This is a genomic window from Kocuria rosea subsp. polaris, assembly GCF_001483755.1.
In the GTDB taxonomy this organism is placed as follows: Bacteria; Actinomycetota; Actinomycetes; order Actinomycetales; family Micrococcaceae; genus Kocuria; species Kocuria cellulosilytica.
Genome location: NZ_LQBK01000038.1, coordinates 52338 through 65046, shown reverse-complemented (window position 1 = coordinate 65046; position 12709 = coordinate 52338). Strand labels below are relative to the sequence as shown.

The window sequence follows — 12709 nt, the reverse complement described above, 5'->3', positions numbered from 1 at the left end:
GGGGGGAAGAGCGCTCCAGCCGCCGCTGTTACCTCCAGCAGGGCGGGGACCCGGCCACCCGCGACACGGTGCCGGCATTTTCCCGGAGTCGGCTGGAGACGAGGAGGCGGCCATGCGGGTCAGCGTGGATCAGACCAGGTGCTGCAGCTCCGGGCAGTGCGCCGCCCTGGCACCGGAGGTGTTCGACCAGCGCGACGACGACGGCGTCGTGATCCTGCTCGATGCAGCACCGCCAGAGGCCGTGCACGCTGCGGTCCGAGACGCCGCGCTGGCCTGCCCGGCCGCCGCGATCCTGCTCGACCCATAAGGAGTGCGAGGTGCCCAGGGGGAGTGTTGACTCCGAGACCGAGGGCGGCCCCGGAGGCGCTCGAGCGCGGCGCGACCGGCCTTCGCATCTGCGTCACCACGAGCCCGGCAGGTCCTGCGGTTGCGGCGGCTCCGGCCGGACAGCCGCTGCGGGCCGCGTGATCGGACCCCGTCGGAACATCCGGTCAGGCCAGGCCGCTGCGGCTCCGCCGGGCAACGGCCCCGCCGATGAGCGCGATCGCCAGGACGGCGAGAAGACCCGCGGTCACCGGCCCTGAGGTTCCGTCGGCTTCCGCGGACACCGCGGTGTCCATGTTCAGGCCGGGGTTGACGGCCACCGGGCCGGACGCGGGCGGAGTCGCGACCGGCTCCGGCGCTGCGACGGGTTCCCCTGCGTCCACGACGGGCGGACCGTCAGCGAGGTCCCCGCACAGGTCGCGCACCTGATCGGCCAGACCCACGAGCTGGTGGGCGGAGGCCTCGTCGAGGCCGAGGCCCGAGCGGAGCGTCTCCAACTCGTGGTAGGCGGCGTCGAGAGCGTGCTGGGAGGCGACCACCTCGGGAGCGCTCAGGGCGACTCCCAGGGCGTCCATGAGCTCAGCGGCCTGCGCCTCGATCGGAGCCAGCGCCGCCCGGGCGGCGGTGAGCTGGTCTTCCGCTGCGGAGATCGCGGCGGCGTTCCCGGAGGCCTGCGCCACCCGCAGCGCCTCCTCGGCCGCCAGCAGCGCGGGTCGGGCTTCGTCATCGGCCCGGTCCACGATCCCCAGCTGAGCCCACAGCTCCCCGGCCGCCGCCTCGCGCAGCGCCTCCGACCGGGTGTGGGCGTCCGCGGCGGCCGCGGAGGTCTCCGCCAGCTCCACCACCGATGCCACGGTGATGCCGTAGGCGCCCAGCACCTCGGTGAAGTGCCCTGACGTCTGCACGCAGGCCGGGTCGTCCGTGGCGGCGACCGCCGCCGGGCCGCCCAGCATCAACCCGCCGCCCAGTACCGCGGCCGAGGCCCCGGCCGTCACCCACTTCGTCACAGCGACCATGCCCGTGCCTCTCCTGGAATCCTGTCGCGGCCCGGGCCGGTGTCAGCGCGGACGCCGGCGGACCATCGCCACGCTGCTTCCGGGCACGATCCCGTACAAGAACGCGCCGACCGGTTCGAATCCGTGCTCCCGAACGGCCCGGACGATTCTGGCCCGGCCTTCGTCGGCCCCGGTGAAGCCCGTGACGGAGCCCGAGGCGAAGACCGGTCCGTCACCGGTCTCGCTCTCCACGACCTTCCAGCGGGTCGGGCCCTCGTATCCTGGCCCGGCGTCCTGGCCCCAGGCCACGACCAGGGCGTAGAGGGTGTCGGTGCCCTGCTCCAGCTCCTCGATCGCGGTGGCCACGCTGCTGCGCAGCACGTGGACGTCACCGCCGCAGTCGCGCTCCAGGTGCTCGCGCAGGAAGGCCAGCAGGGCGTCGTAGGCGGTCATGGTGAATCCTCCTTCAGCTCCGGGACGATGTCCGTGGCACAGATCGTAGATCCGTCCGCGCGTCCGCAGAATGTCTCCAGGGACGCCGCAGGGGCCGAGCGCATCAGCGGTGGACGAGGTGGCTCCGGTCCAGGGCTTCCCTCGACGCCCGGCCACGGGAACCGGGATGAGCAGCCCGCAGCCGGGCCATGTTCAGCTCGTGGGTCCAGGACCCGGGGCCCCTGCGGATGCCTTCGTCTGCGGATGCCTTCGTCGATCAGGGCGTCGCAGCAGGCCAGGGCGGCGTCCAGCTGCGTCTCGTATCGCTCGGGCGGGAAGCCGCCGATGGTCTCTCGCATGTGCTTCAGTGCCCCGGCGCGGTCGGTCCTGCCTTCGGCCATCCGGGTGCCGTTGAACCAGTCGGCGGCGGACAGGCTGGACTCGCGCTCCCCCTCGGTCAGCACCCGCGGTGCGAGTCGGCGGCGCAGTGGCTTTGCCATGGAGTTCCCGGGGGCGGTGCCGGACCCCGGATGCGCGCCCGGCGCCTGCCCGGGAGGAGTCCGAGGCCGGAACCGAGGCCGACGCCGGCGGCGATCCGGGGCAGCGTTCCGGTGAACTCCCAGAGAGCCGCACCGATCCCGAGCCCGGCGATCATGATGAACCCCTGCACCCCATCAGCGGTCTTGGGGAGCACGATGGGCGCTGCGGCGGTGAGCACGCCGTCAAGGTCCACCGGGCGGCACGGACGCGGGCCTCGGTCACCCGGTGACCCCGCAGCACCGGCAGCACGGTTGCGGCGATTCACCGCCTGCCGGTGACGGGTTCCCGCCGCAGGATCGGAGTCTCGACGACGAGCTGGATGATCGTCATCGTCGGAGGCCCGAAGGAGAGGCAACCACGGCCGGCCACTCGACAGCGGTGAGGGTGACCGTCAGGCGCAGCCTCTCGGAGGGTCGGCGTCAGCACTCGCCACCGCCCACACCCCCGCCGCCGTCGAATCCTCTTCCGGAATCCCCGCCGCCGTAGCCCCAGAATCCAGCGGTGGAGCCCCCAGCGGCCGTTCCGCCATCGGTGCCGGTGCGCTGGTCGAGATGCTTCGGGCGGTAGAGACGCAGGAGAGCCGCCACGCACACCGCGGCGACAGCCAGGCCGAGGATCCCCAGGACGAGACCGAACGGGGGCGGGCTGTCGAGTGCTTCTGCGGGCATCAGGGGCAGCATGTCGACTCCTTCGAGGGCTCGTGGGTTCAGGGTGCAGGAAACCGACCCGGTTGCACCAGGGCGAGGACCGATGTGGCGACCAGCGCGACGACCAGGCCCGGGCCGATCACGCACGGGATCAGGAGGACGAGCCCGAAGATCGTCTCGATGGCGGCGTTGTCACCCATGGGGGCCTTCCGATCGGTGAGCGTGCGGAGCGCTCCCGATCCGGACCAAGCGGTGGGACCGCTGTTCGGGCCGGAGCGGGACCGGTGAGCCGGCCGCGCCCACGCAGCTGACTCCTCGACGCCCCAGTGCGCGGAACCGGCCCCGGATGCGGCAACGCCCCGGACTGCCGGGTCGGGGCGGAGTCCGGGCGTCGCCGGGGAACCACCGGGAACCGGACTTCCGACGCGGTCGTCCCGATGCCGGCCTCGCGCAGCACGTCGCTGGAGCGGTGGAGGGCGCCAGGCCCCCTTCCGCACGGCCCGCACCGTTGTCACCAGCGGCAGGAGGCCGGCTTCGACGAAGATCCGCGTGAACAGCATCCAGGGGCTCCAGAACGCCACCGTCAGCAGGATCGGCACGCCGATCAGGACCGCGACGACGACCGCGGCGAAGACCGGTCCGACAAGCGGGGCGCCGCGCCGGAACAGGTCCGGCCGCGCGTCCTGCTGGACGTGGAGGACCGGGCTGTCGGTCACGGCGGTCCGGGGCACAGGACGGGGGTCCGGCGTCACGGCCGGGTGCACGCACTCAGGATGTGGTGGGCGGGTCAGCGGCCGGGGACCGTGGCGGTGACCTGCAGCGGCTCGATGGTGTGTCCGGGGTGCTCGACCAGGGCCCGGCCGAGCACGAGCGCGCGTGTGAGGCCGTGGGCGAGCCGGTGCTGGAGCGGGACGAAACCGGCGGCCCCGTAGAAGGCCAGCAGCTCCTCGACTCCGTGGACGAAATCGGGGGATGCGGGGCGGAGCACGACCCAGGTGTTGCCGGCCGCCCGCGCGGCGTCCAGGAAGCGCTCCAGCAGGGCGGCGCCGATGCCGTGGTCGCGGTGCTGGTGGGCGACGACGAGGGTGTCGAGGTAGCTGCACCGCCACTCGGCGGGCGGCTCCGGCGTCACGACGAAGCTCTGCCAGGTGGCCGAGGAGTGGTTGCCGTGGCACAGCCCGACGATCTCGCCCCGGCGGGTCTCCGCGACCGTGGTGGTGCCCAGCCACCGCTCGAACTGCTCCCGGGTCAGATCCCGGTGCGGGGCGACCTGCCGGTTGAGTTCGGCGGCCGCTTCGTAGTCGTCGCAGGCGGCGGGCCGGATCGTGATGCTGGGGGAGCACATGGGTCGAGCGTAGCGCCGGTGCGCTGCGGCATCGAGGAGGTCCTCGAGGAACTCGGGCGGACCGACCTGCCGGAGAGCAGCCCGCGCTGCGGCAATCCACCTGACGCACGGACCGCCTGACGAGCTGCGTGGGCTCGCGCTCGCGTTTCGTTACGCTGGCGACATGGCGGAGACGGGCGCGACCACAGCGAAGATCCGCTGATGCCGACGTCGCTGAAGCTCAACCTGGTCGCTCTCGGGTTCCTGTTCGCCGGCCTGGCCTTCCTGGCCCGGGGACTGGTCGGGGGAAGCGGCACGATGCCCAAGGGCCGGGACCGCCGGGCCGCTGCCGGGTTCTTGGCCGTCTCGGCCGCGCTGTTCCTGGCTGCCGGCGGCTTCCTGATGGCCGGGGACTGAACCCCGGAGGCCCGCGGACGGCTCCGTGGCGGCCCGGCCGGGAAGCGATCCGGCGGCCCGCACAGCCCCACGTCGGTGCACCGGCGCGGAGGCGACGGATCCGGGGACCCGGACCGTCGTGCGCCGGCTGGGGGTCGAGCAGCTCCGAGCCGCTACCGCGACTCCGGCGGTTCCTCGAGCGAGGAGTCCGTCTCGGCGGATCCGGCCTCCTCGTCGCCCCGCCCCTGGCCGGGTGCGGTCCCACCGGCCGAGTACGCCTGGTGCCGGGCGACGTCCGCGTCATTGCGCTGCCTGTCTGCCAGGGCCACGTCACCGCGCCCGCGGGAGATCAGCTTCCACCCCAGCACGGCGATCAGCACGCCGGCGACAGTGACCGAACCGCCCAACCAGAACGGGCCCACCGTGTGGAGCTCGAAGGAGTTGAACACGGTGAGGACTCCCGTGGTCAGCACCACGGTGCCGATCGTCTGCTTCGTCGTGCCCTTCATGCCTGCCGCATCCCATCCGGTCGCGTCGCCATCCGCGACCAGTCCACCAGATCTGTGTGTGAAGGGGAATGCCCCGCTTCGGGGGTGGGGCAGGGGAGGGCTGGACCCCGATCAGGGGCACGGGCCTCCACCATGTTCGGTCTCCCGTGCCGGAGGCAGGCCGACCGTGGTCGAGGTCGGCAACGCTCGCACGGTCCCTCGACGGCTGCCGGTGCCTCGGCCGGCTCCTCGGTCACGGTGACCGTGGTGCGATCGGCCGGCTCGTGCACCCCGGCGGCTGTTCGCGGGCCCGGACCGACGGTGTGCGGTCCGCCCGGGGCAGGAACGGGTCAGCCGCGCACACCCGGCACCGACCACGCCACGGGCTCGGCGCGCATCCGGGTGTGCTCGACGAGGGCGAGGTCGCGGGCCGCCAGCAGCGCGCCCGGTGCGTAGCCGTCGGACTCGTACCGGACCAGGACGACCATGCCGAGCACGGTCGGCTCGTAGACCGCGCACAGCACCAGCTCACCGGCGCGCAGACTCAGGCTCGGCCGGTCCGCGCGCACCCGGTAGCGCGACAGCGTCGTGGCCTGCACCGCAGGCAGCACCTGCGGGGAGGCGCCGACTCCGATGCCGGGCGGACGGGTGTGCGGAGAGGCCCGGTGGCCCGTGCGGGAGACGCCGTGGGAACCGGTGCGGGGAGTGGGGGTCAGAGTGGGGGAGCCCATGATCCTCGAGGTGTGCGGCGCGTCACGGTTTGCGACGCCACACGATCGTGGCACCGGATGCTGAGGGCTCGCTCGGATCCGGCTGGGGATTCAGCGCCGCTTCAGCCCGTACGGGTCCTCGGTGCGGCCGGCGGCGACAGTCCCGTCGCCGACAGGACGCACGATCCTGTCGGCGACGGGGCTGGCCGCCTTCTGCCGGCAGGCATCCGGTGGCCCGGGGCGCCAGCGCGAGCGCTCAGGGGTTCGTGCTGATCTGCCCGCCGAGCTCGTCCTGCAGCTGCTCCAGCGGCGCCGCGTCCCTCGAGATGACGATCCAGTTGCCCGCGTGCAGGATCGAGGCGTTCTGCTCGTCCCGGAGGAGGCCCAGCAGCTGGTCCATGCTCTCCTCGGACCCCGCGACGGCCATCGCCATGACGCCGTTGGCGCAGTCGAGGAAGGTGGTCGACGCATCGGCCGGGGCGCGCAGCTGGTCCGTGCCCGGGCACTCCACACCGGCGTCGACGACGTCCTCGCGCAGTGCCAGCGCGTCGTCGTAGGCGGTGTTGCCGTCCACCATCGCCTGGATGTCCGCGGCGGTCGGCCCGCAGCCGGTCAGCGCCAGGGCGGAGAGAGCCAGGAGAGCAGGAAGGGGGCGGCGCATGGGACGTCCTCTCGTCGGTGGGGCCGGAGGCCGAGCAGGCAGCACCGGGCGCGCGGGTGCAGCCACTGGCCCGATCCTACGTGCCGGACCGCTCCGGGCGGCTGGTTTCCGTACCGCGGCGGGCCGCTCCGCCGGTCCCGGGCTCACCCGGATTCGCCCTGCTCCGCGCGGTGCTGTTCGTCGAGGACGCGGTCGAGGACACGGCCCGGGGTGTGCTGGTACCCGGGGTCGATGCGCTCCAGCGCGGTGAGGATCGCCCCGACGTCGTAGGTCACCGCCGGGTCCCCGCCGTGGTGGCTCCAGCGGCGCTCGGCGACCCAGGCCCACACGTGCACGGGCCGGCACCGCCGGCAGGTGCCGTGCTCGGCGGTGAGGCAGTCCGGGCCCACCGGCCGGGTGAGGCCGGCGATCTCGGCGGGCGTGCGGCGGTGGTGCTCCACCACGGCCCAGAACTTCTCGTCGGGGATCCGGGTGAAGTCCGCGCTCAGCCCGGCCAGCGCGTCCCGGGCCCGTGCCGTGTCGTAGTAGAAGTCCGCCCTCGCCCACGGCGGGACCCGGTGCCGGGCGCGCAGTGCCTCGAGGACCACCTGGTCCTGGGCCTGCGCGATCTCGGCCGCGGTGCGCGGCGACGGGTCCGTGGCCGAGCGCCAGAGGCTGTCGAACAGGGCCGCACCCTCGGTGCAGGCCTGGCGGACCAGCAGGGTGCCGATGTCCAGGGAGTAGCGCTGGGACCACAGTGCCCCGGAGAGCCGTTCGTAGACCTGCCCGTCGTCGAGGGTGAAGCTCTTCCGGTCGGCGGCCACGACCGCACGGCGGGTGGTGGGTTCACCGGTGGCTCCGGTGCGGGCGGGGACGACCACCGCCCGGGCACCGGGGTACACGGCGCCGCCCTGGTTGAGTCTCCGCCGTTCGTCCATCAGCCGGGGTGCTCCTCGTGGCGTCGGAGGCGGGGGCGACGTCTTCGCCCGGTGCCTGCTGGTGGAACCGTAACAGCCGCCGGCCGCTCCTCCCGGCAGCCGCCGGGGCAGCGGGTTTCCCCGCGGCGACGGTGGTCGGCTTCACGACCGCCGTGCACCACGACGGGTCCTCGGGTCCGTTCTCGGCGCAGTTCCCCGGGTCGGGCACGACACGAACCGTTCTGCTCTGGCGGCGGCCTCGCCGCCCCGGGACACTGGGGGCATGACTGCAGCTCCCACCCAACGCGACGCGCCGGCGGCCGGAGTCCGGAGGACGTTCCCGGTGCGGTCGGCGTCCCTCGGACCCTCCAGGACCGGTTGAGATGGCCCGGACCGTGACCGACCGCGGATACCTGGGTCCGGGCCTGCCGTTCCTGCGCGTCGGCTCCGGCCCTGCGGTGGTGCTCCTTCCCGGGCTCAGTGCCCACCACCGGCTGCCCGAGGGCGCGGAGCTGACGGCGCAGCTCGCCCAGCTGCGCATCCTGCCCGCCGATCGCACCGTGTGGTGGATCAACCGGCGGCACCGGCTTCCGGCCGGGGCGACCATGGCCGGGATCGCCGGGGACTACGCCGCGGTCCTGCAGGAGCAGTTCACGGAGGAGACGGGCGGGGTCGACGTGGTAGGGGTCTCCACCGGCGCCAGCGTGGCCCTGCAGCTGGCCTTGGACCACCCCGGCCTGGTGCGCCGGCTGGTGCTCGTCTCCGGCGCTCACCGGCTGGGCCCGCGCGGGCGGTGGGTGCAGCAGGAGGTCGCCCGGTCCCTGCGGCGCGGGGAGGTCCGGCGCGCCGGGGCACTGACCATGGCGACCATGGGGGCCACCGCACCGACGTCCCGGGCGCTGGGCGTCCTCGGGTGGCTGCTCGGGGTCCGCGTGCTCGGCAGCGGCGACCCGGACCTGCTGACGACGATCGACGCCGAGGACGCCTTCGACGTCGGGGACCGGATGTCCGCACTGGGCTGCCCGCTGCTGGTCGTGGACGGTGCGCGCGACCGGTTCTACACCCCGCAGCTGTTGCACGAGACCGCCGCCCGGGCTCCGCGCGGACACCTGGTGCTCTACCCGCGCCGGGGTCACCTGTCCACGCAGCTGGTCCGCCGGCTGCCGACCGATGTGGGGGCCTTCCTGGCCCTGCCCTCGTGAGCTGCGGCGGGTGCGCGGCAGCCCTTCCGCGCACCGGCCCCGGGGGTGCACAATCTGATCACCCGAGGACCTCGTGAGCGCTGGCCCCAGCGCGGCGGGGTCCTCGCGTCGATCCGATGAGCGCCCGGCGCCGTGCCGGGGAGCGTGAGCAGAGGAGCTGCCGTGGAGACCGACGAGTGCCCGGACTGCGAGTACGGCACGGTGGCCCGCTACCGGGTGGAGGCCACCGGAGAGGTCGTGCAGGTCTGCGACGAGTGCGACGCGCTGTGGGAGGCGGAGGAGGACCTGACCGCGCCGTCGGTCACCACGATCGAGAGGTACCTCGGCCTGCGCGGGCTGCCCCTGCTGCGGAGCGGACTGGTGCCGCTGCTCTGAGCCTCCCGCATCGTCCTCGGTCCCGACCGAGGGCAGCCGGTCCACGAAGCCCACCGGCAGAGCGGGCCCGGCCGTCCGGCGGCACCGTGATGACGACGAGCTGGACGATCCCCGCCGACACCCGGATCCCGGCCGGCCGATCCTTGTGGACGGAGCGGGTACCGATGCGCCCCTTGCCGCAAAAAGGTGAAGTGTGCTTCACTGGTTAGTGCAGGGAGGGGAGTATCCCACCAGCGTTCCGTCGTCACTACGGCCCTGAGGGTCCGGCGGAACGGGCCCGTGCCGGGCCGGGAGAGACCTCCGATCGGATCGATCGGAAGGTTGTCGTCATGGATGTCCCGTTCTGGATCTGGGCCGCGGTGCTGGGCTTCATCGTGGTGATGCTCGCGGTCGACCTGTTCGCCCACCGCCGCGCTCATGTCATCGGCGTGCGTGAGGCTGCCGTGTGGTCGGGGGTGTGGGTGGCCTTCGGCGTGGCCTTCGGCGCCGTCGTCTGGCAGGTGTGGGGCGCGGAGTACGGCCAGCAGTACTTCTCCGGATACCTCATCGAGAAGTCCCTGGCGGTGGACAACGTCTTCGTCTGGGCGATCGTCTTCAGCTACTTCGCCGTTCCCCGTGAGTTCCAGCACCGGGTGCTGTTCCTCGGCGTGCTCGGCGCCCTGGTGTTCCGCGGGGTGTTCATCGCCGCCGGGGCGGTGCTGATCCAGAACTTCTCCTGGATCCTCTACGTCTTCGCCGCGTTCCTGCTCTACACCGGGTACCGGATGATCCGTCAGCGCAACGAGCACCTGGATCCCGAGCATTCGATGGTGCTGCGCGGCTTCCGGCGCTTCGTGCCGATGACCGACGTCTACCACGGGCAGAGGCTGCTGGTCCGGAAGGACGGGGTTCTGCTGGCCACCCCGCTGCTCGCGGTGCTCGTGCTGATCGAGACCACCGACGTCGTCTTCGCCGTCGACTCGATCCCGGCGATCTTCGCCGTCACCGACGAGGTGTTCCTCGTCTTCACCGCCAACGCCTTCGCGATCCTGGGACTGCGGGCGATGTACTTCCTGCTGGCGGACCTCATGCACCGCTTCGTGTACCTGAAGGTCGGCCTGGCCCTGGTCCTGATCTGGGTGGGGGCCAAGATGCTGCTGAAGATCGACCTGTTCTACGTCCCCACGCCGGTCTCCCTGGCCGTGGTCGCCACGATCATCACGGTCTCGATCGTCCTCAGCCTGCGGGCCACGCGGGGACAGGGACGCCGGGAGCTGCCGGCCCCGGCCGAGCCCCCGTTCCGGGTCGCCACCGAGGCCGAGGACGCCGCCCTGGAGCCGGTCCGGTCCGCCCGCCGCGCGGGAACCGCCACCGGGCACCGGGAGGACCCCGAGCCCGCCCGCCGTCACGAAGGAGACCTCCGATGACCGCCCTTGCTCCCCGCCGTCCCGTGGCCGCGGTGGTCACCGACGGCCCCGAGTCCGTCACGGTGGCCCGCTGCGCCGCGAGGATCGCCGCCGAGCAGGGCCGCCCGCTGCTGCTGCTGCTGGTGCCGATGCTGCGCTCGGCCTTCAGCGCCGACGCCGTCATCGCCGCCCGGGTGCACCGGGAGGCGCTGCGCGAGGCCGAGGCCGTCGCCGCCCGCACTCGCCCGGTCCTGGACGCCGCCGGGGTCCCCGCCCGGGTCCAGGTCGTGTGGCACCGGTCCTGTGCCTTCCGCCGTGCCCGTCAGGGGCGGGCCATCGCCCTGGCCCATGCGGCCGGCCGGGCCGGTGCCGCGGTGGTCGTCACCCCGGCGGGACTGCCGCTGCCCACGGTCCGGCACGGCGCCGAGGTCCTGCTCGTGGCGGCCGGCGCGGCGGCCCTGGTCACCGTGCGCCGCCCGGCACGCTCCCGCGGGCTGGCCGAGCTCTGACCCGGATCGGCTCCCGCCGGCGTCCGGGTCGTAGAATCGGCATTCCCGACGGGAAGGATCCACGACCGTGCCCTCCAGCTCCCACCCCGGTGCGGCCGCGAGCCCGCCTCCCGCCCCGGACGGATCCGGAGGGCCGGTGGCGGGGCGCCCGCCGTGGACGTTCCTCACCAACCACGGCCACGTCCTGCTGGCCGTGGCCCAGTCCCAGGACGTGCGGGTGAGCGAGATCGCCGCCCAGGTGGGCATCACCACGCGGGCCACCCTGACCATCCTCAAGGACCTGGAGGACGCCGGGTACCTCACCCGGCACAGGGTGGGCCGGCGCAGCCACTACACCCTCGACGTCCACCGGCACTTCCGCCACCCGGCCACGGCCGCCCACGAGGTCGGGGAGCTGCTGGCCGTCTTCGCCCCCGGCGTCTCCCGCGGGACACCGGACGGAACCTGAGCCGACGTGCAGGGCCCGGGAGCGCCGGCGCGTGCCCACGCCGCCCGTGCCGGGGACCGGTGGTGCCCGGCCCCGCCCGGTGCGTATCCTGTCCGCACCGGCGGGAGGAGGCCGACGATGTACGCACGGGTCAGCACCTACGAGGGTGCCTATCCGGAGGACTACGACTCCGGCCTGGACGCGCTGCGCTCCGAGGTCCTTCCGGGCATCCAGGCGCTGCACGGGTACCGAGGATCCCTGAGCCTGGTGGAGCGGACCACCGGCCGGTCCGTCTCGATCACCTTCTGGGCGGACGCAGCGGCCCTGGCCGCCACCCGGCAGACCGTGGAACGGATCCGGGAGCGTGCCGCCGCCACCTCGGGCTCGCGCGTCCTGGACGTGACCGAGTACGAGGTCGGCTACAGCGACCTGCCGTAGCCGCGGGCGCCGCCCCGAACGGAGAGGAATCGCCATGACCGAACTCGACGTCGCCGCCTGCGCGGCCGACCAGATCGACCGGCACTGGGCCGGCCAGCTGCGCCCCCGTCTCGCCGGGCTCACCGACGAGGAGTACTTCTTCGACCCCACCGGCGGGACCGCGTGGACGGTCCACCCACGGACGCAGCGGCGCACGCCCCTGCAGACGGGCGGCGGGGATCTCGTGCTGGACTTCGCCCATCCCGAACCGGTGCCCGCGCCGTTCACGACCATCGCCTGGCGGCTGGCGCACGTCGTGGTCGGCGTCCTCGCGGTGCGCAGCCACGGGCACTTCGCCGGCCCGGAGGCCTCCTACCAGTCCTGGGCGTACGCCGGCACCGCCCACGAGGCGCTGGCCCGGCTCGACCGGGAGTTCGACCGGTGGACCTCCGGGGTGCACGCGCTGTCGGAGGCGGACCTGGCCCTCCCCTGCGGACCGCAGGAGGGCCCCTACGCGGACCTGCCGATGCTCGCGCTGGTCCTGCACGTCAACCGCGAGCTGATCCACCACGGCGCGGAGATCGCCCTGCTGCGCGATCTGTACGTGCACACCCGATGACCGGCGGGTCCCGAGCCGCCCCGAGCACTGCGAAGGCCCGGCCCCTCCGCTGAGCGCAGGGTCCGGGCCTTCAACACGTTCCGCCTCCCGGTGCCGGAGGCAGGCCTTCCATGGTGGAAGACGTCGCCGGGGCAGTGCAAACCGGGACGGCGGCTACCGGTCGTCCTCGGGGCGACCGTCCTCCGGGTCCTCCGGGGGCACGACGTCGTCCCCCGCATCCTGGGGCCGGGCACCCTCGCGCCTGTTGTTCTCGTCCGTGGTGGCGGTCAGCCAGTCCTCGTCGCGGACGCCCAGCCTCTCCTGGCTCGTCTCCGCGTAGGCCTCGTTGCGGTCCGCGGGCTCCTGGTAGCGGTCCATCTCCG

20 protein-coding genes are annotated in these 12709 nt (G+C 73.5%); 9 read left to right on the top strand and 11 right to left on the bottom strand.

Annotation, left to right across the window (positions count from 1 at the left end):
• Window positions 1-112: 112 nt before the first annotated feature.
• Window positions 113-307, top strand: a complete 195-nt coding sequence (locus AVL61_RS14135; RefSeq protein ID WP_058874968.1) for a ferredoxin — start codon at window positions 113-115, stop codon at window positions 305-307.
• Between the two features lie 184 nt (window positions 308-491).
• Here AVL61_RS14135 and AVL61_RS14130 read toward each other — a convergent pair whose 3' ends face one another.
• The 6 genes from AVL61_RS14130 to AVL61_RS14105 all read right to left on the bottom strand — a co-directional run bounded on the left by AVL61_RS14130 (window position 492) and on the right by AVL61_RS14105 (window position 4283).
• A complete protein-coding gene (locus AVL61_RS14130; RefSeq protein ID WP_058874967.1) occupies window positions 492-1340 on the bottom strand; it encodes a hypothetical protein in 849 nt (282 codons plus the stop codon).
• A gap of 42 nt (window positions 1341-1382) precedes the next feature.
• Window positions 1383-1772: a hypothetical protein gene (locus AVL61_RS14125; RefSeq protein WP_058874966.1), complete on the bottom strand. Its 390-nt coding sequence runs from the start codon at window positions 1770-1772 to the stop codon at window positions 1383-1385.
• On the bottom strand, window positions 1769-2251 hold the full coding sequence (locus tag AVL61_RS18025) for a hypothetical protein (RefSeq protein ID WP_157571445.1): 483 nt from the start codon (window positions 2249-2251) through the stop codon (window positions 1769-1771). Before AVL61_RS18025 ends, AVL61_RS14125 begins: the two co-directional genes overlap by 4 nt.
• A gap of 459 nt (window positions 2252-2710) precedes the next feature.
• Complete coding sequence (locus AVL61_RS14115) at window positions 2711-2971, bottom strand: hypothetical protein (protein WP_058874964.1); 261 nt, start codon at window positions 2969-2971, stop codon at window positions 2711-2713.
• A gap of 26 nt (window positions 2972-2997) precedes the next feature.
• Complete coding sequence (locus AVL61_RS14110; RefSeq protein WP_157571444.1) at window positions 2998-3654, bottom strand: hypothetical protein; 657 nt, start codon at window positions 3652-3654, stop codon at window positions 2998-3000.
• 71 nt (window positions 3655-3725) lie between these two features.
• A complete protein-coding gene (locus tag AVL61_RS14105; RefSeq protein WP_058874962.1) occupies window positions 3726-4283 on the bottom strand; it encodes a GNAT family N-acetyltransferase in 558 nt (185 codons plus the stop codon).
• 201 nt (window positions 4284-4484) lie between these two features.
• Here AVL61_RS14105 and AVL61_RS18020 point away from each other — a divergent pair, with 201 nt between their 5' ends.
• Entirely contained in the window at window positions 4485-4679 is a 195-nt protein-coding gene (locus tag AVL61_RS18020) for a hypothetical protein (protein ID WP_058874961.1), read from the top strand.
• A gap of 152 nt (window positions 4680-4831) precedes the next feature.
• On the opposite strand, the gene AVL61_RS14095 is transcribed toward AVL61_RS18020, so the two are convergent.
• The 4 genes from AVL61_RS14095 to AVL61_RS14080 form a co-directional block, all read right to left on the bottom strand.
• Window positions 4832-5167, bottom strand: a complete 336-nt coding sequence (locus AVL61_RS14095; protein ID WP_058874960.1) for a hypothetical protein — start codon at window positions 5165-5167, stop codon at window positions 4832-4834.
• 329 nt (window positions 5168-5496) lie between these two features.
• On the bottom strand, window positions 5497-5877 hold the full coding sequence (locus AVL61_RS14090) for a hypothetical protein (RefSeq protein ID WP_058874959.1): 381 nt from the start codon (window positions 5875-5877) through the stop codon (window positions 5497-5499).
• 235 nt (window positions 5878-6112) lie between these two features.
• Entirely contained in the window at window positions 6113-6517 is a 405-nt protein-coding gene (locus AVL61_RS14085) for a hypothetical protein (RefSeq protein ID WP_058874958.1), read from the bottom strand.
• A 143-nt stretch (window positions 6518-6660) separates the two neighbouring features.
• Window positions 6661-7434 carry a hypothetical protein gene (locus tag AVL61_RS14080; protein ID WP_058874957.1) on the bottom strand — a complete coding sequence of 258 codons (774 nt, stop codon included), beginning with the start codon at window positions 7432-7434 and terminating at the stop codon, window positions 6661-6663.
• Window positions 7435-7808: 374 nt separating this feature from the next.
• Between AVL61_RS14080 and AVL61_RS14075 the strand changes: the two genes are divergently transcribed.
• From AVL61_RS14075 to AVL61_RS14045, 7 genes are all read left to right on the top strand, one after another.
• Window positions 7809-8615, top strand: coding sequence for an alpha/beta fold hydrolase (locus AVL61_RS14075; RefSeq protein ID WP_197412718.1), 807 nt, complete (start codon window positions 7809-7811; stop codon window positions 8613-8615).
• Between the two features lie 162 nt (window positions 8616-8777).
• Window positions 8778-8990, top strand: coding sequence for a hypothetical protein (locus AVL61_RS14070; RefSeq protein ID WP_058874955.1), 213 nt, complete (start codon window positions 8778-8780; stop codon window positions 8988-8990).
• Window positions 8991-9319: 329 nt separating this feature from the next.
• Entirely contained in the window at window positions 9320-10396 is a 1077-nt protein-coding gene (locus tag AVL61_RS14065; RefSeq protein ID WP_058874954.1) for a TerC family protein, read from the top strand.
• Complete coding sequence (locus AVL61_RS14060) at window positions 10393-10884, top strand: hypothetical protein (RefSeq protein ID WP_058874953.1); 492 nt, start codon at window positions 10393-10395, stop codon at window positions 10882-10884. The genes AVL61_RS14065 and AVL61_RS14060 overlap by 4 nt, the downstream gene beginning before the upstream one ends.
• Window positions 10885-10951: 67 nt before the next feature.
• On the top strand, window positions 10952-11332 hold the full coding sequence (locus tag AVL61_RS14055) for a winged helix-turn-helix domain-containing protein (protein ID WP_408669428.1): 381 nt from the start codon (window positions 10952-10954) through the stop codon (window positions 11330-11332).
• 117 nt (window positions 11333-11449) lie between these two features.
• On the top strand, window positions 11450-11749 hold the full coding sequence (locus AVL61_RS14050; protein WP_058874951.1) for a hypothetical protein: 300 nt from the start codon (window positions 11450-11452) through the stop codon (window positions 11747-11749).
• Window positions 11750-11783: 34 nt separating this feature from the next.
• Window positions 11784-12347, top strand: coding sequence for a DinB family protein (locus AVL61_RS14045; RefSeq protein WP_058874950.1), 564 nt, complete (start codon window positions 11784-11786; stop codon window positions 12345-12347).
• A gap of 153 nt (window positions 12348-12500) precedes the next feature.
• On the opposite strand, the gene AVL61_RS14040 is transcribed toward AVL61_RS14045, so the two are convergent.
• Window positions 12501-12704, bottom strand: a complete 204-nt coding sequence (locus AVL61_RS14040; RefSeq protein WP_058874949.1) for a hypothetical protein — start codon at window positions 12702-12704, stop codon at window positions 12501-12503.
• Window positions 12705-12709 lie beyond the last annotated feature (5 nt).